Origin of the sequence: Sphingobacterium haloxyli (assembly GCF_002980525.1) — a bacterium.
Lineage (GTDB): Bacteria > Bacteroidota > Bacteroidia > Sphingobacteriales > Sphingobacteriaceae > Sphingobacterium > Sphingobacterium haloxyli.
Map to the genome: position 1 here is coordinate 152418 of NZ_PVBQ01000003.1, position 24443 is coordinate 176860.

At 43.0% G+C, this 24443-nt stretch carries 24 protein-coding genes; 17 read left to right on the forward strand and 7 right to left on the reverse strand.

Features of this window, described 5'->3' with window-relative positions; all coding sequences use genetic code 11:
• Nucleotides 1-19 precede the first annotated feature (19 nt).
• The 3 genes from C5745_RS04355 to C5745_RS04365 form a co-directional block, all read right to left on the reverse strand.
• Complete coding sequence (locus C5745_RS04355) at nt 20-2671, reverse strand: alpha-L-rhamnosidase (protein ID WP_105715762.1); 2652 nt, start codon at nt 2669-2671, stop codon at nt 20-22.
• Between the two features lie 114 nt (nt 2672-2785).
• Nucleotides 2786-3403, reverse strand: a complete 618-nt coding sequence (locus C5745_RS04360; protein ID WP_105715763.1) for an MCP four helix bundle domain-containing protein — start codon at nt 3401-3403, stop codon at nt 2786-2788.
• 118 nt (nt 3404-3521) lie between these two features.
• On the reverse strand, nt 3522-4280 hold the full coding sequence (locus tag C5745_RS04365) for an NYN domain-containing protein (RefSeq protein ID WP_105715764.1): 759 nt from the start codon (nt 4278-4280) through the stop codon (nt 3522-3524).
• A 255-nt stretch (nt 4281-4535) separates the two neighbouring features.
• Between C5745_RS04365 and C5745_RS04370 the strand changes: the two genes are divergently transcribed.
• The gene (locus C5745_RS04370) at nt 4536-5753 is read left to right on the forward strand and encodes an enolase C-terminal domain-like protein (protein ID WP_105715765.1); all 1218 of its coding nucleotides are present in this window, start codon (nt 4536-4538) and stop codon (nt 5751-5753) included.
• Nucleotides 5754-5808: 55 nt separating this feature from the next.
• Nucleotides 5809-6690 (forward strand): carbohydrate kinase family protein, encoded by an 882-nt coding sequence (locus C5745_RS04375; protein WP_133166290.1) that lies wholly within the window; start codon nt 5809-5811, stop codon nt 6688-6690.
• 27 nt (nt 6691-6717) lie between these two features.
• On the opposite strand, the gene C5745_RS04380 is transcribed toward C5745_RS04375, so the two are convergent.
• Nucleotides 6718-7281, reverse strand: coding sequence for an RNA polymerase sigma-70 factor (locus C5745_RS04380; protein ID WP_105715767.1), 564 nt, complete (start codon nt 7279-7281; stop codon nt 6718-6720).
• Between the two features lie 173 nt (nt 7282-7454).
• Between C5745_RS04380 and C5745_RS04385 the strand changes: the two genes are divergently transcribed.
• The 7 genes from C5745_RS04385 to C5745_RS04415 all read left to right on the forward strand — a co-directional run bounded on the left by C5745_RS04385 (nt 7455) and on the right by C5745_RS04415 (nt 17148).
• Nucleotides 7455-8624 (forward strand): FecR family protein, encoded by a 1170-nt coding sequence (locus C5745_RS04385; RefSeq protein ID WP_105715768.1) that lies wholly within the window; start codon nt 7455-7457, stop codon nt 8622-8624.
• A gap of 167 nt (nt 8625-8791) precedes the next feature.
• Nucleotides 8792-12115, forward strand: coding sequence for a SusC/RagA family TonB-linked outer membrane protein (locus tag C5745_RS04390; protein ID WP_207795712.1), 3324 nt, complete (start codon nt 8792-8794; stop codon nt 12113-12115).
• 54 nt (nt 12116-12169) lie between these two features.
• Nucleotides 12170-13711: a RagB/SusD family nutrient uptake outer membrane protein gene (locus C5745_RS04395; protein ID WP_207795713.1), complete on the forward strand. Its 1542-nt coding sequence runs from the start codon at nt 12170-12172 to the stop codon at nt 13709-13711.
• A gap of 32 nt (nt 13712-13743) precedes the next feature.
• Complete coding sequence (locus tag C5745_RS04400) at nt 13744-14847, forward strand: endo-1,4-beta-xylanase (RefSeq protein ID WP_207795714.1); 1104 nt, start codon at nt 13744-13746, stop codon at nt 14845-14847.
• Nucleotides 14848-14895: 48 nt separating this feature from the next.
• Nucleotides 14896-15813, forward strand: a complete 918-nt coding sequence (locus C5745_RS04405; RefSeq protein WP_105715771.1) for a hypothetical protein — start codon at nt 14896-14898, stop codon at nt 15811-15813.
• Nucleotides 15814-16011: 198 nt separating this feature from the next.
• Nucleotides 16012-16410, forward strand: a complete 399-nt coding sequence (locus tag C5745_RS04410; protein WP_105715772.1) for a RidA family protein — start codon at nt 16012-16014, stop codon at nt 16408-16410.
• A 171-nt stretch (nt 16411-16581) separates the two neighbouring features.
• Nucleotides 16582-17148, forward strand: a complete 567-nt coding sequence (locus tag C5745_RS04415; protein ID WP_105715773.1) for an AAA family ATPase — start codon at nt 16582-16584, stop codon at nt 17146-17148.
• A 31-nt stretch (nt 17149-17179) separates the two neighbouring features.
• Here C5745_RS04415 and C5745_RS04420 read toward each other — a convergent pair whose 3' ends face one another.
• On the reverse strand, nt 17180-18094 hold the full coding sequence (locus C5745_RS04420; protein WP_105715774.1) for a LysR family transcriptional regulator: 915 nt from the start codon (nt 18092-18094) through the stop codon (nt 17180-17182).
• 89 nt (nt 18095-18183) lie between these two features.
• Between C5745_RS04420 and C5745_RS04425 the strand changes: the two genes are divergently transcribed.
• The 7 genes from C5745_RS04425 (at nt 18184) to C5745_RS04460 (ending at nt 22464) form a co-directional block, all read left to right on the forward strand.
• Nucleotides 18184-18825, forward strand: a complete 642-nt coding sequence (locus tag C5745_RS04425) for an NAD(P)H-dependent oxidoreductase (RefSeq protein WP_243403247.1) — start codon at nt 18184-18186, stop codon at nt 18823-18825.
• 330 nt (nt 18826-19155) lie between these two features.
• Complete coding sequence (locus C5745_RS04435) at nt 19156-19371, forward strand: (4Fe-4S)-binding protein (RefSeq protein WP_105715776.1); 216 nt, start codon at nt 19156-19158, stop codon at nt 19369-19371.
• Nucleotides 19371-19661 carry a GNAT family N-acetyltransferase gene (locus C5745_RS04440; protein WP_105715777.1) on the forward strand — a complete coding sequence of 97 codons (291 nt, stop codon included), beginning with the start codon at nt 19371-19373 and terminating at the stop codon, nt 19659-19661. Before C5745_RS04435 ends, C5745_RS04440 begins: the two co-directional genes overlap by 1 nt.
• 25 nt (nt 19662-19686) lie before the next feature.
• On the forward strand, nt 19687-20121 hold the full coding sequence (locus C5745_RS04445; RefSeq protein WP_165793016.1) for an OsmC family protein: 435 nt from the start codon (nt 19687-19689) through the stop codon (nt 20119-20121).
• 42 nt (nt 20122-20163) lie between these two features.
• Nucleotides 20164-21078: a pirin family protein gene (locus tag C5745_RS04450; protein WP_105715779.1), complete on the forward strand. Its 915-nt coding sequence runs from the start codon at nt 20164-20166 to the stop codon at nt 21076-21078.
• Nucleotides 21079-21121: 43 nt separating this feature from the next.
• Entirely contained in the window at nt 21122-22168 is a 1047-nt protein-coding gene (locus C5745_RS04455) for an Atu2307/SP_0267 family LLM class monooxygenase (protein ID WP_105715780.1), read from the forward strand.
• An 11-nt stretch (nt 22169-22179) separates the two neighbouring features.
• A complete protein-coding gene (locus C5745_RS04460) occupies nt 22180-22464 on the forward strand; it encodes a GNAT family N-acetyltransferase (protein WP_105715781.1) in 285 nt (94 codons plus the stop codon).
• 66 nt (nt 22465-22530) lie between these two features.
• Here the strand turns inward: C5745_RS04460 and C5745_RS04465 are convergent, their stop codons facing one another.
• Complete coding sequence (locus C5745_RS04465) at nt 22531-23091, reverse strand: TetR/AcrR family transcriptional regulator (RefSeq protein WP_105715782.1); 561 nt, start codon at nt 23089-23091, stop codon at nt 22531-22533.
• Between the two features lie 116 nt (nt 23092-23207).
• Here C5745_RS04465 and C5745_RS04470 point away from each other — a divergent pair, with 116 nt between their 5' ends.
• Entirely contained in the window at nt 23208-24038 is an 831-nt protein-coding gene (locus C5745_RS04470) for an SDR family oxidoreductase (RefSeq protein WP_105715783.1), read from the forward strand.
• A gap of 28 nt (nt 24039-24066) precedes the next feature.
• Here C5745_RS04470 and C5745_RS04475 read toward each other — a convergent pair whose 3' ends face one another.
• Nucleotides 24067-24396, reverse strand: a complete 330-nt coding sequence (locus C5745_RS04475) for a hypothetical protein (protein ID WP_105715784.1) — start codon at nt 24394-24396, stop codon at nt 24067-24069.
• Nucleotides 24397-24443: the final 47 nt, after the last annotated feature.

Here is a 24443-nt window from a genome sequence, read left to right on the forward strand (position 1 = left end):
AACTCATACTCGTGTCTGACTATTGCTTCAATTTTAGCTTTAACTGGTGCCTTCCGGCTACGAGATGTATTGCTTTCCCATCTGCCTCTACATTTTCAGGGGGATAAAGCGTAGCTGTTGAATTCGCTGGGATCTGCACGTCATAAATAATTGTATTTTTTTTCTTTTCCCAGCTTGACACAATTTCGCCGTACGGTGATCGATGCCTGACTTCTGATTGGTTCAGGCCTGTTGGAAAAATCGGTCGAAGTAATATGTTTTTAAATCCGGGCTGATTGGGATCGGGTAAAATACCGCCGATAGATTTAAAGAACCAACCCCCGATTTCCCCAAACATCATATGATTATCCGAGATATCTCTTGTCGCTTTCAAATCCCAATTTTCAAGCAATGTAGTTGCTCCGTTTATAGCCCACCACCCCCAAGATGGATACGTATCCTGAACGGCCACCTGATAGGCAGTCTCGCCATATCCATTATTGGTAAGCGCATTCAATAGCGCTTTCGCACCTAACACGCCCACGTCAAGATGAAAATTAGTTTCCGCTACTTTATTATTCAGGTTCGCAGCGACCTTAGCCTTTATATCCTCTGGAACGATACCCCAATGTAACGGGACGCTCAATTCGGTCTGCGTTCCATCCGCATATATTCCGGATTCTCGATTTAGGAATTTATCGTTAATGGACTGTTTGATTTTTTTACGCAGTGCATCATATCTTTTATAGTCTGCTTCTTTACCAAACAATTTAGCTGCAGAAGCCAAAATATCTGCATCGACATAAAAGTAAACAGATGAAGTAAGTTCCAGGTTCGAGCGCGATTTTACCGGTACCCAATCGCCGCGGCCAAAGCTAGTCAGCCCATTCGGACTGATACGATCAACATAATCGACGTAGCGTTTTATATTCTCATAACAGTCGGCTAAAAGCCTGCTATCGCCATAAAACATATATATCTGCCACGGGATAATAGCGATTGTACTCGTCCAGTCTAATCCATTTGCAGTGCCATATCCCCATCCACCGGTAGGAATAATGTCCGGCAACACGCCGTTGGGCTGTTGTTCGTCGCGGTGGTCTGCCAGCCACTTTTCATAAACAGTGACACCGTCGAAATTATATAACGCAGTTTCGATAGCTAGGTGTCCGTCGCCTGTCCAACCATTTTTTTCTCGTTGTGGACAATCCGTCGGATAGCCCATCAGGTTAGACAAATACGCGTTGTTTGTTATTTCCCATAGGTCGTTTACCAGTTTTGAGGAAGTCTTCACGTGGCCCACTGGAGCAACATCGCTATGTAGGAAATAAGCTATTATGTTCGATTTGTCTAGTATAATGGGGTTGCTGCTGGTAACTTCTACATACCGAAACCCCTTATAGTTGAATTTAGGCATAAATTCATCTTCCTTTTTACCACTAAGTGTGACAATATCCGTTTGGAAAGGGTCGTTCTCTTTATCTCCTCGGTAATACACATCGATATTAGACATATCCAAACGACCATTTTCATCAAGACGTTCGCCATGTGCTATACGTAGTACAGTACCTTCGGTTCCTTTAACTTTAATGCGTGTAACGCCAGCCATATTCTGCCCCATGTCAAATACATACGTCTTCTCATCAACCTTCTTAACCGATATCGGATTGTACGTTTTCATTAACCGTATAGGAGCAATCAGCTGTGACACGATATGGTCGGATGGCGCACTTCGGTATCGAACGCTACGCCATTTAGCATCATCAAAATGAGGCTCGTCCCAGCCGGGCTGTTCCAAACGGGCATCATAATGTTCGCCCGTATAAATGTTGTTGGATACAATCGGTCCGGACGAAGTTTTCCAGTTAAGTCCTGACACAATAGTTTCTTCAGTTCCATCGGTATAGACTATGCGAAGATCTAAACAAAATGTTGGTCTTGCTCTCCACGGCGCATTGTGAAAATCCCAGACAGCAATTGGTTGGTGGTTGTACCAGCCATTGCCCAGAACCACACCAATCGCATTTGCTCCAGATTGAAGAAGGGTGGTCACATCATGCGCTACGTAAAGGGTGCGTCGGTCAAACCGTGTATACATTGGATCTAGTCGATGATTACTAACGCGTTCACCATTCAGGGATAATTCATACAGGCCCGCCACCGCTATATATGCCCGAGCATATTTGATGGTCTTTTTTACATCAAATTGCTTTCTGAAATAAGGTGCTTCTTTATGGTGGATGTCCTGATGATCGCTAATCCAAGCACCCTTCCAGTTGTTGCCTCCCATCATGCCGGTTTCAAAGGCGGCTACCGCTGAGGGTGTCGGCTTTCCGTCCTTATCCCATGCTATCACCTTCCAGAAGTAACGCGTCTGCGGATCCAACGTTTGCCCCGCATAGGTTACGCGTATATCTGTTTTAGATAGCTTGCCAGTGTCCCAGATCCGACCTTGATTCCTGACTACTTCCATTGAGTCCGTGTCTACAAGCACTTGATATGCGGTCTGAACAGCTCCTCGTCTGTCATCCTTTAACATCCACATCAGCCTAGGGTTCTGTATATCTATTCCTATCGGGTTTATGAGGTGCTCGCATTTCAGCTGGATCGGTTCGCCGTTTGCTGGAGCGCTCTTTCCATAGAGGTTGCCGCATAATACCAAACAAACTGCCAAGAATAAGATTTTTTTCATTATAGGATTACGATGAGGTGTTGCCGTTTCTTTTTGATACTAATATACGATACTGAAAGTATAAAAACCTAACGTATTTATACAAAAGACATTGTCTGGCGATGAAACCCCCACTTAGTTCAGATTTTCATTTGTCGGCTTTTTAATGCCTATCAATGTCTTCGAAGCAAATACGAGCACCTGTATAATCACAGCGATGATGATTAGAATCGCTAATTCCAGGTAGGAAATCATGTTTGAGAAACGAGTCATATCCAGTACCTCATCTAGTAGATTTTTTCCTTCTTCTACCTGTATTGAAGATAAAGTTTGCAATGTGTCTCCGGCGTTCCGCGCAGCTGAGAGCGCTGCCGTATGATCGCCGTTTTTGTTTTTTACGGATATGGTCTGACACAGCTGTTTGAAAGTCTCAAAATTAGCTCTTTCCATTTCTGTGAGAATCGTTTTTTCGTATAATGCATTTAATGTGGCTACTTCAGCTAGATGGCTGTTTATCCGTGCAGTAACTTCAGCTTCCTCTTTTTCCAAGATGGTGATAACACCGTCCATTTGTTTCGACAATCGAAGGATATATTGGGCTACTACCAATCGATCTTCATAAATGGAGGTGACTGCGGTACTTATCCGTGTCGCGATTCGTTGTTCACGCATATTGGTTAGCATTACCAAGCCAATCACGGTGAACAACAGTATCGCTGCTGTCATTTTTTGTTTAATCGCAAATGTCCACATAATCTTCAATTTAACCCAGCAATGCGATGCTTTAGGCTTATAACTGAGGCAAGTTAAGGAAATTATTTCAACAAATTACCACGCATAACAACGTGTTAGGAGAGCGATATTTCAGCACCTACTTTAACCGCAGATAAATGTGTTTCACGTGCTTATGCCCGCCCGAATCTCTTTCATCAATTTCGAACTTATTGATGTACTTGATCAGATCATACAGCTTATTGAATCCATAGTTCCGAGGATCGAAATCAGGCTTCTTTTTAGAAATGAAGTTTCCTAAAGAAGCTAAGAATGTCCATCCTGTTTCATCCGCCAGATCGTCAACACTATTTACAATAAGATTTATGGTCTGCTTATCTACTTTATCGATGGCTTTCTGCGTAGGTTTCGGCTTTTCTTTCGTTACTGATTTCACTAGTACCTTTGTGCTTTCTTCCTTTTCAACTGGCTGCAATATCTCAATATAAATAAACTTGTTGCATGCCGCAATAAATGGCTGCGGCGTTTTCTTTTCTCCGATACCAATGACCACCATCCCTGCTTCGCGTAGTCTGGTTGCTAACCGAGTAAAATCGCTGTCACTGGACACGATACAGAAACCGGTAACTTTGTCTGAATACAGGATATCCATAGCATCGATAATCAATGCGCTGTCTGATGAGTTTTTACCGGTAGTATAACTATATTGTTGAACTGGCGTAATCGCATTCTCCAGCAAAACATGTTTCCAGCCAGAAAGATGGGGCTTTGTCCAGTCTCCATATATTCGCTTTACAGTAGGTGTTCCACTTTTGGATACTTCTTCCAGCATTTCTTTCACATTAGCGTAAGGTACATTATCAGCATCAATTAAAACTGCGAGTTTATGATCTTGCATCAGTCTGACTTTTGGTATACCGTAAATATAAGTTTTATGTTTCACAAAAAACAGACTTCACGGATTGATTTTCCATCGAATAAGCAAACCGGCCATTATTTTTTTCGTCTGTAACGTAGTCGCATCAATCTTGCTATATGTGATATTCAAATTTATTGTATCTTTAAATGTTAAAAGCTGTAGAAGCCGACACGATCACAAGCATCAATAGCTTACATTAGGACTGTTGTACCATATGAACAAAATAAACCCAATATGAGAAGAAGAACATTTTTAAACGCGCTCAATGTAGGCATTGCCTCAGCCGCCCTTTTTAATGGCAAAAGCCATGCAACGTATTTAACATCACTCCTAGACAGGACAGCCGATGACAAAGAGCTAGCCTATCACCGGATACAGGATATCAAATTTTCAACCGTCCAGCTAAACTATCCGCGTCTAGTAGGGAAAAATGCCCGTCTCGATCTCCATGGTACCGGCCCAAATGTAGAAATAGTTTGTTTAGTGACTGATAAGGGAGCCATAGGTTGGGCTTCTCTACGCGGGTCGAAGCGCGATGCTGAAAATGTTATGGGCGAACTCGTGGGCCAAAAGGTATCGGAACTGTTTGCTGTTAAGGCTGGTACATTGCAGGATCGGCACATACCGTTCGATATGGCGCTGCATGACCTAGCAGGCGTAATTCTACAAAAACCAGTCTACGCTTTATTAGGGAAAGATAAACCATTTATCACAGATTACTACAGTGGTATGATTTATTTCGATGATCTAGAGCCCGCCAGCAAGCCAGCAGGGATCGATCGTATATTGGAGGAGTGTCGTTATGACTATAATGTAGGGTACAGGCAATTTAAGCTAAAAATAGGTCGTGGGCATAAGTGGATGCCTTATAAAGAAGGGTTGCAGCGCGATATTGAAGTCACCAAAGCGGTGGAACAGGCTTTTCCTGATTGTGAGATTCTAGTGGATGGAAATAACGGGTTTACGTCCGATCAGTTTATTGATTATCTGAAAGGTATTGCCGGTGTTAAGTTGTTTTGGATAGAAGAACCCTTTCATGAAACCGTTGCCGACTATCAAAAGTTGCGCAATTTTATAAAGCGCGAAGGTATCCAAACCTTATTGGCTGATGGCGAGGCCGATCCCGATCAGAAATTTTTAAGAGAACTTATTCAACAGGATCTATTAGATGTACATCTAACAGATATAGAAGGCCTTGGTTTTACCAATTGGCGAAGATTGATGCCAGAACTCCAAGCGTTGGGTGCACAGGCTTCGCCGCATGCTTGGGGCTCACTCCTCAAGACCAATTATACTGCGCATTTGGCTGGAGGATTAGGTAATACTGTTACTATCGAAGGTGTTACCAGTTCGTCAGATGAAGTCGATCTTTCCGGTTACACCATCAAAGACGGTAAGTTAATTCCCCCGTCGACGCCAGGTTTTGGTATGCCATTGTTAAAGAAAATATAAAAATTTATTCAGTTGGCTGCGAAGGCAGTTGGGACTTCGTAAAAAACGTAAGCATATGAGTAGTCAGGTCGTTTGTTTTGGAGAAATTCTGTTTGATATTATCGATGGTAGCTCGAAGCCTGGTGGGGCCCCTTTCAATGTTGCCTATCATTTAAAACAGGCCGGGACAGCGAGTTTTTTGATCAGTTGTGTGGGCAATGACCCATATGGAAAAGAATTGTTGGATATTGTAAAGACATGGGGATTGGACACAACTGGTATCGCGATAAGCGATTCCCATAAAACCGGTGAGGCGATTGTAAAAAAGGGAGAAAATGGACTGCCGGAATATGATCTCGTATATCCCGCTGCCTGGGATTATATCCCTTGGAAAGCGGGGTATATGTCCGTGATTGCCAATAGTAACGCTTTTGTTTTCGGATCGCTGTCTTCAAGAAATACCCGATCGTATGATACCCTCAAAGAATGCTTGGAGTATTCATCATTGAATGTTTTTGATATTAATATTAGACCTCCTTACTTTGATCAACTCATATTGGAAGAACTACTCCAAAAAACGCATATCTTAAAGCTAAATGATACCGAACTTGCATTGCTAAGTCAATGGTATGATAATAAAGAGGAGGAGGAAAAGATACAGGTGGAAGCCATCAGGCAGCGATTTAATATTGACGAGGTAATTGTAACCAAAGGTGAAGAAGGCGCCAGCTATTATAGTGATGAAGATGAATTACATAGGCCAGCAATGGAAATACAGGTCGCAAACACCGTGGGTAGCGGCGATGCTTTTCTTGCTGGTTTTTTAAGTAAGCGGCTAGACAACTCCTCGACGATAGAAGCGTGCTTTCTGGAGGGGATCAAGAAGGGCGGGTATGTAGCGTCCCAATATGAGGCGTGCCCCTCATATGAGGGGTATCTCGAAATGTTTCGCAACTGAAGCAGCGTTTTGCATATTTCGGCGTGGCTAAAGTAGCGTCGTCAAGAAACCGGCTAAGCGCGCTCTAAGTCTTTTGAAAGCTTTTCCCAGATGAGCTTCTACAGTTTTTTCGGAAATACCTAATTCATCCGCTATCTTTTTTTGGGAATAACCGTCCTGACGACTTAATCTAAAAACCAATTGACATTTCTCGGGTAGCATTTGAATATGTTTTTCCAATTCTTCTTGAAGTTCTTCAAAGGCTAGTTTCTGCTGCGTAGAGTCATCAACCAGCCCGGTACCCAATAAGCTATCTACATACCGCTTTTCATTATACTGTCTGTCCATTGATTTGATCACCCGATATTTTACGGACACAGCTAGATAACTCGCCAAATCAGACCGAAGTACCATATCAGATCGCTTATTCCATAACGACGTAAAAATATCTTGGACAATTTCTTCTGCTTCCTCCAAATTCCCTATGCGATTGGCAGCTATTGCAAATAGTTTTTTCCAAAAGCGATTATAAATTTCTGTAAACGCACTTTCATCGTCTTGACGAAGACGTAAATACAATTCATTATCCGTTAAATCCCTGTAAACAATCATAACTAAAAGCGATTTATTTTGGTTGGCCGCACAGCAACGTATCAAATATAGATATTTTATTCTATTAGTTGTACAACAACCTTGTACCAGTAGAATCAGTAAAGAGGACAAAAAAAATGAAAACAGTGTAAGGGATTTGTGCTAGAACAAGGACATATATAAAAGCTCCAGTTATGAATGATACAAACAAATACCGTGAATTGGCTTCGAAATGGCTAAATGGAAGTATTACCGAAATCGAAAAAGAAGAGTTTCTTGCTTGGTATAAAGCACATATAGATGAGCAGGTAGAGATCCCTTCTAATTTTGCAAAAGACGAGATGGAGCTAAAGCAACGGATTTTGTCCAACGTGAAGTCAGCTATACAACAGCCAGATAGACCACAAACCAGTAAGGTACGCTCACTAACAACAAAAATGCGTGCGGCCGCCGCGTCCATCATTGCTTTAGCTATATTCGGTTTGGGATACTACTATTTCACCGACCGAGGAGGAGAGGTCATGCATATAGGTCTGGAGGATGTGAACCCCGGAAAGAACAAAGCGCTTCTATCGTTAGGCGACGGTTCAGTCATTGACTTACAGGAAGCCGGACAAGGGTTGATCGTTGGCGAGCAACTGCACTATATGGACGGTAGCGTACTTGAATCAACGTTATTCAACAATATAGATAGCGAAAGCAGCCTAGTGACTTTGTCCACTCCCAGAGGAGGAGAATACCAGTTGAAACTACCCGATGGTACGCGAGTTTGGTTGAATGCGGCGTCGTCTATTCGTTTTCCAAGAAAGTTTAGTAGAAATAGGAGAGAGGTAGAGCTATTGGCAGGAGAAGCCTTCTTCGATGTAGCGACAAATTCGATGGGTGGAAAGAAAATACCATTTTTTGTAAAAAATAATGAACAATTGGTTGAGGTATTGGGAACGCAGTTCAACATCAACGCGTATGATAAAAAACTAGGAATTGTTACCACCGTTGCCGAAGGGTCTGTCGCGGTCAAATCAAACAATAAGCCTAATAACCACGACCGCATCGTCCTTGCCGTCGGCATGCAAACAGTTGTCAATGAAAAAGGAATTACAAAATATCAGGTCGACCCAGCGCAATATGTCGCATGGAAAGAAGGCTATTTTTACTTTAATGATGCAAATATCTATACGGTTCTCCAAGCGTTCGAGCGGTGGTACGATATCGATGTAAATTATGAAAAAGTGCGTTCAGATGACCTGTTTTACGGTAAGCTGCCCAAAAACGTGACATTGGACAAAGCTTTGCATATTCTCAAAACAGCTGGCGTACATTTCGAATTAAAGAATGGACGGCAATTAACCATAAAAAACAAATAAAACGATGATAAGTAGATGGGCAACCCCAGGGGTACCATAGCCTCGGTAACAAGACTTCGAATAAAAAAACCGGAAATGTTGCGAGCATTCCCGGCTATTGATCGGGTCCATGAATAACAAGTAATCTGGAATTAACACTGTATTATAAACCCAAATCATACAAAAGTATGCAATTAAAGCTATTAATGTATCCTTTACCGGCGTATACCCAAAAAATCATTATGCGTGTGAAGTTAACTATCATTATAATGACCGTCTTTTGCCTTCAGCTTTCGGCTAATGTATTTGGCCAGAAGATTTCGCTGAATGAACGAGATGTCTCTCTGTGGGAGGTGCTCAAAAAAATAGAAAATCAATCTGGCGTCACTTTCTTTTACAACAAGAGGGACATTCAGCAGGATCTCGTTACTATTGTTTTACGAGAAGAACCTTTAAACCGGGTGTTGGCACTGCTTTTTAAAGATCTACCTTATGGCTATGACATACAGGATCAAGTAGTTGTGTTAAACCAAAAGGAGCAGTTCCCAAGCAAGGAAGCCCCGAGTGCGAATAGAGATACTGTTAACCCTTCGAATGTAAGGTCGCTGCAGCGGACAGTAAGCGGAACCGTTCGAGATTCGCTTGGCGTACCGCTTCCGGGCGTAACGGTGTCCGTCAAAGGGACTTCGGTTGGGACACATACCGATGCCGAAGGGCATTATCAGATTGCAGTGCCAAACGAACAGTCCGTTGTGGTGTTTTCGATGGTCGGTTATGCGCCTAGCGAACAGATTATAGGCAGAAAGACAGTAGTGGATGTCGTGTTGACCGCCCGCATGGGCGACTTAGATGAGGTTGTCGTGGTGGGATACGGCACCCAAAAGAAAAGCGATGTAATCAGTTCTGTCGTGTCTGTAAACACGGAGGACGTAAATCGAGTGCCATCTAACGATTTGGGCGAAATGCTGAGGGGAAAAGCCGCCGGAGTATATGTAACGGTAAACGACGCTGCACCTGGAAGTTCGTCTAATATCCTCATTCGCGGAAGCCGTTCATTAACAGCGGGAAATGCGCCAATTGTCATCGCCGACGGCGTACCAGTGGGAGGTATCAACGATGTCAACCCGAATGATATAGCGTCCATTGAGATTCTGAAAGACGCAGCTGCACAGGCTATTTATGGTGCTAGAGCATCAAATGGTGTTATCCTCATTACGACCAAGCGTGCTAAGGAAGATCGGACGATTGTCGATTTCAATACCTTTTACGGCGGACAGACGGTGAAACGTAACTTCGACGTGTACAGTGCAGCGGAATTCGCGCAGTTAAAACGGGAGGCCTATCGAGCCGATAATAACAACCAGTACCTTCCCGATGAAGCTATCTTTACAGATATCGAGCGCGAAGTACTCGCTACGGGAGACTTTATCGATTGGGAAAAGGAATTGCTACGTATTGCAAGCACACAGAATCATAACCTGAGTGTTTCAACCGGAACGGCAAAAACGCGTATATATTCGGGCTTTAATTACTCTAAGAGACAAGGGGTAATTCCCGGCACAGATTTTCAACGTGGAACGATTCGCATCAATGTTGACCAAGCGATTACAGACTGGTTAAAACTGGGCGCTAATACATCTTGGCAGCTTTCCAAGAACAACAATCCCGGTACGGGCGAGACCCTGTTGCGCACTGTCACCACTTCGCCCTTGGGCAAAATTTATAACGACGACGGAACCTATCGGATTTATCCCTCAGGCGTACAAGAAAGCGTCAATCCTTTACTGGATCTAGCGGAAGTATCAAATACGCGGAATGATCGCAACGACATCATGAATATTTTCGCCGACTTTACACCATTCCAAGGTTTCCATTACCGTGTGAACGCAAGCAGGCGCTCTTGGAACCGAAAGACTTCACATTATGCAACCGCTGAATCGTTACAAGGATTCCGTAGGGGAGGATTAGGTAACGGAGCCATGCAATTTGAAGACGAAGTAGAGTGGCAGCTAGAAAATATTTTAAACTATAACACCGACTTTGATAAGCACAATCTTGCAGGTACCTTGGTACATAGCATAAGCCAGCGGAATTATAGTAACTTTCGAAATAATGCCAGCAATATTCCAAATGATCTATTGGGAATTTGGGGATTACCGAGTGCCGAAAGTAACATACCGGCAGTTGGCGCCAATAAAAGAGGATTGGTTTCGTTTGTTGGCCGCGTTCAGTACGACTATGATGGGAAATACTATTTAACCGCATCGGCCCGTGCGGACGGTTCCACCGTGTTCGGCGCAAATAATAAGTGGGCCTATTTTCCCGCAGTAGCCTTGGGATGGAATATACACCGGGAAGGGTTTATGGAGGAGTCCGTTGTAAACAATCTAAAGCTAAGAGCAAGCTATGGTAGCGTAGGAAACGAAGCTATTAACCCGTATCGTAGTCTCAGCACAGCCGTGCAGCGGGACTATCTTTTCAACAACGTCAAACGAATAGGTTATGTTCCAGGAGACTTTCTGCCCAACCCTAATTTGAGATGGGAGACCTCCACCACGTTAAATACTGCACTTGATTTCGGTTTCTGGAATAACCGTTTGACGGGTACATTCGAATTCTACAATACCCGGACTACGGATCTGCTAGCCGAATTGTCGTTACAGGCGGATATCGGATATTCTAGAATGCTCCGGAATATCGGTGAAGTGGAGAACCAAGGATTCGAACTAAATGTGAACGGCTTGGTTATGGACAAAAAAGACTGGCAAGTAAACCTAGGATTTTCGCTGTCCAGAAACCGGAATAAAATTATCAGCTTGTATGGTGATTTAGATGAGCATGGAAATGAAGTGGATGATATCGCGAACCAATGGTTTATTGGGCATTCAAAAGATGTATACTATCAATTCCGTCCGGCAGGTATATGGCAACAAGGAGAGGATATCGTCAATAGCCACATGCCAACTGCACAACCCGGTGATGTCAAGTTACTAGATTATAACGGTGACGGTAGGCTCACCGATGCCGACCGCGTCATTGTACCTCGCGATCCAAAATGGTTTGGATCATTCAATCTCGCGGTGAATTACAAAAGTATAGATTTCGCAGCCGATTTTGTCACGGTACAAGGCGTGATGCGCAACAATGCCTTTTTATACGATTATGCCTCAGGAGGCTCGTTGCGTGGCGTTTTTAACGGCGTCAAAGTAAATTATTGGACGCCGGAGAATCCAGAGGGGAACTGGCCGAGGCCATTGGAATCCAACGATCGGCCTTATATATGGACACTTGGACTGCAGGATGCATCTTATCTACGTTTACACACGCTGACGCTAGGATATACATTGTCGTCTCGGCTTGCTTCAAAGCTGAAAGTCGGTAGCCTACGAATTTATTCGACAGCCCACAACCTGGCTACGTGGACAAAATACAAGTCGTACAGCCCTGAAAAGAATCCTAATGAGTACCCTGAAGCAATTTCAATTGTAGGTGGAATCCAAGTAGGTTTCTAAAAAACGTATGGATTAAATTATAGAAAAAGAACAATGATGAATAACGATATATATATGAAAAGGATATTTCTGCAGTTACTATTCGGTGTAACATTGCTATCTCTCCTGTCGTGCGAAAAATTTCTGGCAGAGGAACCCGTTACCGAAGTCTCCATTGATTTTATATACACGACGCCAGAAGGGTTGGAAAGCGGTGTGAATGCGTTGTATAACCTCATGCGGAATTATAACATACCCGAAGGTGAGGGAGATGCACTGCGTTCCAGCCTCTTCTTTTTGGTAGGAACCGATTTAGGGCTCAACCGCACTTGGCACACACCTTACGGGCCCAATCACACGCCAGTAGCTTTTCCTGCCCGCAAATGGACAAGAGGTTACCAGATCATCGACCGGGCTAACGCGATTATAGCCAATGCACCCCAGGTGGACATGCTCGACACAAGACGCAATCAGATTGTTGCGCAAGCAAGGATGGTACGTGGTGAACTGTATCTGGATCTCATCCGCATGTACGACAATATTCTCTTGGACACTATAGCGACCACGCCTGAAAATGCTTTTGATCCTAAAGAATATGCGCCTGCAGATCCCGTAGAAGTTTTTGAACTTATCGATGCAGACCTCGATTTCGCTGTACAGCATCTAGCTTGGAACGTTGACTACGGCAGGTATGGTAAAGGCGTAGCGCATCATATCCGAGGCAAAAGCGCTTTATGGCAACAAAAATGGGAGGAAGCATCCACACACTTTGACGCAGTAATCCTAGATCCGACCCATGATTTATTGCCACGTGAACAACTTGCGCAAGTCTTTGGGCAGAATTTGAACCATAAAGAAGCTTTGTTGGTATACGTCAGAGATGAGATTACCGGTGGCAATGACAATTTAGCGGGCGGCGGACCAACCTGGATCAGCAGTGTGTTTAATTCGAGAGTGTACGAACTGTCGGGAGGAGAAATGATCCGGTCGACCGAATACGGTGGTGAATCGCTAGGTTGGTCTTTTCCGAACGATTATCTCCGCTCGCTCTACGATGAAGAAAACGATTTGCGGTTTCGTACCTATTATTATCCGTTGCAACTCATTGTCAATAATCCCGAGTCGCCAAACTTCGGACAACCTTTGGCCCCAGAGCGCTACGATGATGACTACCGGAGATACCATTGGAGTTTAAAAAAGTATCATGATGAAGAAAAGCGCGTTGGTACACTCAACAGCTACAAAGATCATATCGTTTATCGATATGCAGAAACCTTGCTTTTAGGTGCTGAGGCAGCATGGCGGACGGGTAATACAACTAAAGCGCTGGGGTATATAAATGAGGTAAGGAACAGGGCAGGTCTCCATGGCTTCGCTTCTTTCGACCTGGAGAGCTATTTGGAAGAATCTGCCCGCGAACTAGCCTTTGAGAACGAAAGATGGTTTTTGTTAAAGCGACTTGGCATTTTGGTAGAGCGCGTTAACCTGTACTATGAAATGGGATCGAACTCTGGCAACAAAGCCGTTTATCCCATGGCATCCCATATGGTGAGGCTGCCTATTCCACAGTCGCAAATCGACTTGATGGGTACATTTCCACAAAACGACGGTTATTAATAATAATGATAATAAAGATAAAGAAATAGACGATGAAACTTATAATTAAACAATACCTATGTTGTACACTATTGCTACTGATTGGAATGAGCAATATTTCTTGTAGTAGCAAGCAAGACCTAGCCCCTGATCGCGAGGAGCCAATAGAACAACCCGAACCCGAAACGAGCGTTCTGAAGGAAAAAGCATCGTTTGGTATCGGTGCGGCGATAAAAACATCTTTGATGAGCGAAAACGGTTATACGCAGACTGTGACAAAACATTTTAGCCAAATTACGGCCGAATGGGAAATGAAAATGGACGCCATATGGACATCGTCAACCAATTACCAATGGGCCGGAGCAGATAAATTAGTCGATTTTGCAATCCAGAATGATTTAGATGTGCATGGTCATACACTTGTATGGTATAAGTCCTTCCCCGGTTGGTTTAAAAATTCCGGATATGACTCCACTGCTTTTGAAGACCATGTGAAGGCCTATATTAATACCGTTGTAGGACGATATAAAGGTAAAATAATCAGTTGGGATGTTGCGAACGAAATTTTTAATGATAACGGTTCCTTGCGAATAACAGATTGCCCCGTGTATGCTACATTCAAGGACCCGATAGCGTTTTATGGAAGGTGTTTCCAATACGCACACGAAGCTGACCCGGACGCGAAGTTGTTCTATAATGACTATAGTGTCGTGATCGCCCCCGGAAAACGGAACGCCATTAAAAATATGGTCCAACGTTTTAAAAATGAAGGTATCCCCATCCATGGTATAGGCGACCAGTTTCACTATCGTATTAACAACGACAAAAGCACGTTACGCAATGGCTTGAACGATATGGCGAGCACGGGATTGTTAGTACACATTTCCGAGCTCGATATCGTAATGAATGTCAATAAATCCGACAGTTATGTCTTTACAGAAGCAGAGGAAAAAAAGCAATCCGACATGTACAAACATATCGCAGAAAGCTATGCTGCTTTGCCCGCTCAGCAAAAATTTGCTATCTCGTTATGGGGTGTAACAGATAAACATACCTGGCTTACAGGGTCATGGCACCCTAAAGAATATCCCCTTCTTTTTGATCAAAGCTATCAACCTAAAGAAGCATACAAGGGGTTTTTATCCGGACTGAACTAGAAATTTGAATGACAAAGCGTGCGTGCACACATTTAAAATATACAACATATGCAACTTATTCGATTGAAAATAAGCTATATCGTCGGCTGTTTGGCTATACTGTTTTTAGGGGGATGTGGAGAAGAGGAAACTTTTCCCGTAACCCTATTCGAACCTGGCCAGGTAGCAGCTGAAGCCAGCAGTGTCGATATCAAATTTGGTGAATACATTACATACACCGATTTATCCACCAAAGTTCAAAATCGCAATTGGGTTTTTCCTGGCGGAACGCCCGGCACCTCAGCGGATTCGGTTGTCACGGTCCATTATCCTTTGGGAGGCTCTTTTAAAGCGATTCTCAATGTAGTTTTTATCGATAACCAACGCGGGCAGCATGCTTTCGATATCGAAGTTGAGCCAGATCCCGATAATCAAATTCCAGATTACGACTACGGTGCGACATACGGTATCTACACAGAGCATCCCGATATCACTTCTCGGCTGCCCCTCGTCAGACCAGTAAATATGAACCATTTTCCGGGAACAAGGGTTTCCGATGCATTCGAAGGTGTGGAAGCTTATAAATTTGAAGCAACAGGAGAATCCGATTGGGCAATGGGCGCTTTAGAGGACGGTCGAGGACAATATATCGATATCTCATCGTTTGCTGATGGATATTACCACATCGGCCTAAAATCAACATCGTTAGCACCAATGTTAATTCGCATCCGCAGCGCTGGAGGCGGAAACGCGATATTTGAGTTCACCGCTGCGGGCGAAGAATATGGATTTAAGCGGGACGGGAATTGGCACCTTGTATCCATTCCGGTAGCTCATATTAAACAGAAAGACCCGAATATCAATCTTACTCAAATAACCGAATTTATCTTATTCAGAAGCGGTGCAGGCGACGTTCGGACGTTTGATAATTATACTTTTTATGTAGATCATGTCTTCGTGTCAGAAAAAATGGAGGAAAAAATATAAAGGGAGCTGCTTTTTTGAGATTCCTTTTTACGGAGCTAAATAATTGCATATATTTGAATCGAACGGTTGCAAAATACTAAAATTGATTCTATCGAAATCTTAGTTTATGATGGCTTTTTGATTTAGATGCTATCGACCACGCTCCGTATGTGGAATATGGTTGGCACAGACGTATATCAGCACAGAAAAAGTTAAAATATGAATATAAAAACAATTGTAAGACGAAATCCCGAAAATCTCCCCGCGCCCGTTGGAAAATACGCTCATGTAACAATAATCCCCAAAAACTCAGATTTATATACGTTTTCGGGGCAAATTGGCATTGACGATAGCGGAAATATTCCGCTAAACCTGAATGAACAAGTACGATACACGTTTAAAAATATTAGACAACTTTTAGGCTCTCAGAACTTGACTTCTGAAAACATCATAAAAGTCAATATCTGGGCTACAGAAGAAATTGATTGGGACTTTTTGTATGCGGAGTGGGATAAGTTGTTTGGAGAAAGTTATCCTTCAATGACTATTGGATATATAAACGCACTGGGACTACCAGACATAAAAATTGAGATTGAAATTTGGGCTGCTAAACAGTAGCCCAAATTCGCAATTTTGTACCTCATTGTTGACATTCCTGATCACTCCCGACCGAGGAAAGAGTTGAGGATATTTTCTCTTACCGAATATGCGGATACTCCTGTATCCGGTTAAACTTGACCAAGTCTTGTCAAGTCGAAGTAATTTCCAGTAATAAACAAAATACAAAAAATGATAAAAAACAATTTTTATATAATTAGCGGTGGACCCGGGGTAGGGAAGACAACCCTTATAAATGCGCTTAGACGAATAGGCTTTACTACGGTTGAAGAAGAAGCCAGAAGAATTATCAAGGACCAGCTGGCTACCGGTGGCGACGGTGTACCCTGGAAAAACAAAACCTTATATGCGCAATTGATGTTCGATGCATCTGTAAGCGCTTATGAAGAAATCAAAAAAAGTGTGGATTTCAGGGAGCCCGTATATTTCGACCGGGGCATTTTAGATGCGGTTTGTTATATGCATATGGAAAATATTCCTGTATCTAAGGAAACTGTGGATACAGTCCATAAATGTGTGTATAACAGAAATGTCTTTATTCTTCCTCCCTGGAGAGAGATTTACGAAACCGATAGTGAACGGAAGCAATCTTGGAAAGAGGCTTTGTCCACCTTTGATAGGATGAAAGAAACTTATTTAGAATATGGTTATCATGTCATCGAAGTACCGAAAGTTTCGGTTTTGGAGAGACAGCGATTTATCGTCGAGAAAACAAAGATCAGATCACCGAGATCTTAATGTATCACCACAGTCCAGACGCAATGTTAATTTACTTGACGTACTCGCTTGCAAACTTTTGAAACTCATCTACCAAAACTTTTTCTATCCATTCTATCTCCTCCATAAACAGAGACTGTTTCCTTTTTCCGAAATATAAAGTGTTTTCAATAGGTCTGTCGCCCTCCCAAATTTTATGGATTTTATGATTGTCCATTGCATCCTTACATAAAAAGTCGGGTAAAACGGCTAGACCGCTTCCTTCTGACAGGCATCGGATGATAGAAAACTTATTGGGTACAATATAATTGGGAACAAAATCAGGACGTTCGCCGAAATTGTTCTCCCAAAATTGGTTCAAAAAACTCATATCTGCTGCGGTACTATACCAAATCTGGGATTTCATCCAGTCTTTGATTGTATCATTCCCGTCCAAAATCTCAAATGTCGAAATATCAGTATACCTACCTGCGATCAACGCAAATCTTTCGGTCGTGAATGGTGCATAAATCAAGTTGCCGCGGCTGGAAACAGAAGATGTCAAAATTAAATCCACCGAACCGTTTTCTAACGATTGTACCAATTCTTCGTTGGTGCCAAACCTCATGATAAGATTAAAATTCAGCGTCGGAATATATTTTTCTAAAGCCTGTTGAAAAGTTTCTACGCACATTCCAACGCTCACATTTGCCCGGTCACGTCCCGATTTTCGTTGAAAACGCATCTCAATATCTTCGAGGCAGAGCAAAGACTTCACCATTTGCTGATAAAGCAATTTGCCTTTTTCGGTAGGTATCATTTTTCTTGACGTACGTTCGAACAAGGGAAAACCCGTGTAGGTTTCCAGTGCATTCAAATGTAGTCCTACTCCCGGTTGTGAAACGAAGAGCTGCTTCGCCGCACCGCTCATTGTACCCGTTTCATATATCGCCTTAAACGTTCTAAACCATTCAAAATTTGCTTGCATATAATAATTATTATAGTTTATTCAAATCTACATTATTTTTATTATACATGGAAACGGGATAATTTTGCTGCTCACTATTAATTTTAAAAATGATGTCAAAAATATTTATCATTAACGGAGGTCAAGAATTTAATGAATCAAAGGGGCTATTTAATAAGTTGTTGACTGAATGGACAGAAAATACGGCGAAAGAACTTGGCTTTGAAGTCCGTATCACCCATATAGAAGACGGATATGAAATAGAAACGGAGATCGAAAATTTCATATGGGCGGATGCAATCGTTGTACACACACCCATTTGGTGGTTCCAACTTCCTTACAAATTCAAACAATACATCGATTTGGTCTTTCAAAATGGACGTGGCAAGATTTACAAAAGTGACGGAAGAACGCGCACAAACCCCGAAATAAACTACGGGACAGGAGGTTTGTTGAAAGGAAAGAAATATATGATCACTTCGAGCTGGAATGCACCTGCCGGTGCTTTTACTATCAAAGACGAAATAATGGATCAAAAGACAGTGGATGAGGGCGTTTTGTTCGGGGTTCATATCGCTATGAAATTTGTAGGCCTGTCCAAACTAGACGGATTCCATTTTTATGATATCGTTAAAGGATTGACCCCGCAGCGTTTTGAGGATTATCATAAAAGTTATATTGCGCATCTAAAGCAAACTTTCGAGCCAGTTAACAATAATCGGGACGAAAATTTGTCGCTGAAAACGCTATGAAGACTTCATGGAACGGCATCCCTATTTTGTTCACCGGTTTCCTCAACATATCATTGCTTCTTATCTTGGCGTTACAAAAGACACACTGAGCCGAGTACGCAGAAAAGCAGTGAAAAGATAAGTTAGGCTAGGCGGATACATTACATTTTATATATTGTAGACATTAGTCGATATTTTTTTTCGTCATTTATCTACTTTTTTTCTTTCTATTTGAGGTACTTTTGAGTTGTAAACTTTTAAATCAAAAAGGTAATAATGGAAAACCCCAGAACTGGTCTCCAGTTTAGGCATCTAAATATTAAATAAATAACCCATTTGAAAGAGGCTATTATGAACGTACATGAATATCCAAACGGGGAAATCACCATTCTCTGGGAACCGACAAAATGCGCCCACGCGGGAGTCTGTGTAAAGGCTTTGCCACAGGTTTATAATCCGAAAGCACGGCCGTGGATAAAAGTCGAGAATGCAACATCACAGGAACTCATTGATCAGGTGTCCAAATGCCCATCAGGAGCTTTGAGTATCAAAAAGATAATTGAATAATGGAAAATACACAGGTAATTTTTAAAGAAGATGGTATCTACGGTGAAGTTCAACTGTTTTCAGATGATGAAAAAGTAGGAAAGATGGATATTTCTGTTGCCGACGGGAAGCTCCGAGTATATCATACCGAAGTAGACGTGGAACACGAAGGCAAAGGTTTCGCAAAACTGTTACTTAATCAGCTGGTAAGTTATGCCCGGGAGAGCAGCTTGAGGATTATACCACTTTGCCCGTATGTTCTTGCGCAGTTCAAGCGCTACCCAGAGGAATATGCAGATGTTAGGTCATAAAAGAGACGTAAACAATATAGCGCAAATGAAATATCTACTAGAAACCCCGTTAAAGGGTACGATTGGACTCCAAAAATACGAAACAACGATCCATTGGAGGAACGGGGTATTCATCACAGATGAACCTGAAAAATTAGGTGGGAGAGACTTAGGTCCAGATCCTTACACGTTGTTGCTGTCTTCCCTAGTGGGGTGTACCTTAGCTACTCTTAGAATGTATATCGACCACAAAGGATTAGCCGTTTCGGAGATAGAAGTCCAGGCGAATATTTTCTATAAAATCGAAGACAAAGCATCAGCTGCATACATGGAGCGAAAGATCATATTTCGAGAACCACTCGATCAAGACATAGAAGAACGATTATTGAGGGTAGCGGAAAACTGTCCCATATCGAAGCTACTGAAAGGAAATATCAACATTTCAACAGAATTAATTAAGGATGAAAGCATAGTCGAGTAAAAGCTTTCGAGTTATAGGCAAATGGTAATTTAAATATTTATTATGCTTGATATAGTTATAGAAGCCCGACAGGCTGAACTTTCCCCAGGTTTTACAGTTAAACGTATCCTCCCGTTTCGACTTCGCAGAATGGTTGGACCGTTTATTTTTGTCGATCATGGCGGGCCATTAAATGCGCCGACCGGATCGATAAATAATTTTGATGTTTTGCCCCACCCTCATATTGGCTTATCTACTGTAAGCTATTTATTTAGCGGGAACGTGACCCACAGAGATAGTCTGGGGGTAGAACAGTTAATAACACCGGGCGAGGTAAATTGGATGACAGCAGGCAAAGGTATAACACACAGTGAGCGATTTGAAGATCCGGCGATGCTTGCGGGAGGCAAACTGGAAATGCTGCAAACATGGGTGGCACTTCCCGAAAAGGACGAAGAAAGTGATCCATCCTTCGAGAACTATAAGCCAGAAGAATTGCCCGCTTTTACGGATACAGGTGTCTGGATGCGCTTAATTGCGGGAGATGCTTATGGTTTGAAAAGTAATGTCAAAACACATTCGCCCTTATTCTATGTGCATGTCGTATTGCAGCAAGATGCTCGATTTGGTTTACCGAGTGGACATAGCGAAAGAGGCGCCTACATTGTCAGAGGTCGCGTTGAAGTTAATGGCATTACCTACAACGAAGGACAGTTATTGGTGTTTACCAAAGGAGTAGATCCGCTGATTATTGCAAAAGAACAGACTACCCTAATGATGCTAGGTGGAGAACACCTCGGAGAACGGTACATTTGGTGGAATTTCGTTTCTAGCCGAAAAGACAGGATTGAACAAGCGAAAGAAGATTGGAAACAAGGCCGAATTAACTTACCTCCAATGGATAATAAAGAGTATGTACCCTTGCCGGACGACAAAACCAAGCCCGCCGGCGGTCCTCCGCCCAACGCTCTTTCTTGAGGCATAAAAAGTACAGAAAACATATTTATTAGTCAGCATAATAATGGAAATAGGAATTGATAGTTTCGCGTCCGCCATGTACGGGAGTAAAACCCTTAGTAGTGTCGATGCGATGGAACAGTTACTTGACAGGATTGTTCAAGCAGATCAAGCAGGACTTGCTATCTACGGTATCGGTGAACACCATAAGAAAGAATTTCTGGACTCCGCACCAGCGGTAATCCTAGCTGCAGCCGCGGCAAGAACGAAAAATATACGCTTGACCAGTGCTGTTACCGTGCTGAGTACATCGGATCCAGTCAGGGTTTACCAGAGCTTCGCGACTTTGGATTTGATATCCAAAGGGCGAGCGGAGCTGGTCGTCGGACGAGGCTCCGCGACAGAAGCCTTTCCGTTGTTTGGATATAACCTGCATCACTATGACGAGTTATTCAAAGAGAAATTGGAACTCCTTTTAAAAATTCGCGAACAGGAATTTATTACGTGGTCCGGAAAGTTTCGTCCGGCATTACAAAATCAGCCTATTTATCCGAGATCGAGTCAGGAGAAACTTCCAGTTTGGCTGGGTGTGGGCGGTACGCCAGCGTCTTTCGTGAGAGCCGGAACACTGGGGCTACCGCTAATGGTTGCGGTTATCGGCGGAGAAACTGCTCGCTTTCGACCACTGGTTGATTTATACAGAGAGGCAGGACAGCAGGCTGGTTTCTCCCCGGAGCAGCTTTCCGTAGGACTCCATTCACCCGGCTACGTCGCTGCTACTGATGAAGAAGCCTTTGCAGACTACTACCCCGGCTATGCCGAATTGTGGACCAAGGCGGGGAGGGAACGAGGATGGCCACCAGTAACCAGAGCTAGTTTCGATGCGGCGGCGGATCCTAAGGGCGTGTTGGTCGTTGGAGGTCCCGCGCAGGTAGCAGCAAAATTACTGCGACACAGCGAAGCATTGGGAGGCGTTGACCGCTTTACTTTCCAAATGGATAATGCTGGCCTGAGTCATGAACAGTTGTTGCGTTCCATAGAAATAATTGGTACAAAGGTTATTCCAAGGATCAATAACGCAATGGCTCACGGAGAAATAGTGAAATTTTAAAGAAAAAGATTATGGAGGTATTATTAAAAGTTAGCGGCGCTAAAGGGTCTGCCGTCGCGCAGGAAAATGATAGACGCGCCGGGATGATGTCCTATTCCATCGCAGGACCGAATTTGATTATCATAGACCACACCGAGGTTGAGCCGGCGTATAATGGTAGAGGTGTAGGTAAGCAGATGCTCTACAAAATTGTAGAAATGGCTCGGAAGGAAAGTATCAAGATTATTCCCCTATGTCCGTTTGCAGCAAAGATGTTCGAAAAATTTGATGATATAAAGGACGTATTAAAATCATAACTGCCCAATAAACGGGTGGCGCCATCAATACCCTGCTTTGCGAGTATATCCTACCGATTGTGCAAGCTAGGCTACGTCAATTATATTTAGCAGCATTTCAACGATAACTTCACGCGGAAAAGGTAAGGTATCGCCCATCAGCGAATAGCCCTCTGCGTATGGGATGAGTATACACATTACTTTTTCTGCTTCCACAACGTCGTCGGCAACAAGGGCTATCATCCAGTTGATGTAGGTGCGGTAATACTCCCGCAAGGTCTCCGCCAATTCCTTGTCATGAGCGGCTAAAGCCCAAGCTTCCCTAAATACGATACCGTACTGGTCTTCAGGATCGCAGACAATCATCTTGTCGATCAGCATTCTTAAAAAATCTCTTGGCGAAGAGCTACCTATATCAGCCATACTTTTACGCTCGGCGATCAGAACTTCTTCGCAACGAAGAAAAAAGCGTTTTACAGCAGCTTGCACCAAAGCTGTCCGGTTAGGGTAATAGTATTGCAAATTACTTAGTCGAACTCCACAGTTCGAAGCTACTTTTCTCATTGTCAGACCGCCAATTCCTTCTTCTGATAGTATCTGTATCGTCTGTTCTACAAGTTGATCTTCAGTGCGCTGTTTATTCGTCATGGCATGGAATATACAGAAATAAACCAAAATTTGCAAATATAGGTCATTCGACCTATATTTGCTTTGTAGGTCAAATGACCTATTTTAAGTTTATCCAGATAAAATGATATAAACGAATGAAAAATAAGGTCTTAGTTGCAGGTGCCTCCGGTACGATTGGGCGTGAAGTCGTTTTTGAATTGTTAAAAATGGGACAAGATGTCATCGTACTAACAAGAAACAAAGAACAGCGCTCATTTCCCGCTCAGGTAGAAATCGTTGAGGGGGATCTATCCATACCAGAAACGATAGTTGGGGTTTTTACAGATGTGTCCGCTGCACATCTTATCGCTTTTAGCGGAGAGACATATACGCCCCTGAGCTCGGGCTACAAAGTCGTCGAGATGATGGTAGCGGAAAATGTCGAAAGAGTAACCGTACTTTGGAACGGCGAAGGAAAGACCGGAACCATGGAAAAAGCAGTCATGGACAGCCGGCTTGAATGGACGATTCTACAACCACAGGAATACATGGCAAACGCAGCGGGATGGGCTAAAAATATTCGCGAGCGGAGAGTCATCGAGGAACCGTGTGTTGATCGGCCAACAGCAGCAATTCATGAAAACGATCTAGGAGCGGTCATCGCGCAAATACTGGTCTATGGCGGACACGCCAGCAAGATCCTAACCTTGACAGGACCGCAAGTGCTTAGTCCCCGAAAGCAGGCCCTCGCGATTTCCAAGGCTATCGAAGCAAATATTACCATTCGAGAACTTAGCGAAGCGGAAGCTCGAAAACGTTGGGCAACTTGGGGGCTAGAACAAGAGACGATGGACTATTTATATGCCTGGTACAAGAATCCACCGGCCGAAGGATATACCGTTAATCAAGGCGTAGCTTCTATTCTCGGCAGGTCCCCAAAAACTTTTCACGATTGGGTCAAGGATAATATACAGTTATTCAAGTAAGATATGCCGTACCAAAAGACCAATGATGTTAATCAACCAAATACGGCAGCACAAAAACCATAACTACGGTCACTAGCACCGAGAACATATATGGATACAGATACTCTCGACTCCTAGTTAGTAACTTGGAAACAAGGATTAACAACGATACCGCAACAAAGATGAAAACGAAAAAAGAGAAAACTTCCCCTATACCGCCCAATACTTTAGCCAATATGCTCTCCGGAAAAAAAATATGGATGAGATGGTAGAACAACATTAACGCCGAAACGACGATATTGCTCCAAATAAGGGGCATCATGATGTTCCGATTTGAAAATCGTCTGGGCTGGCCTGCTGTTATTTCGTTATCTTTCATTCTAATTATCTTTTAACGTATAACAAGCAGACCGGTACTGTTGTTTT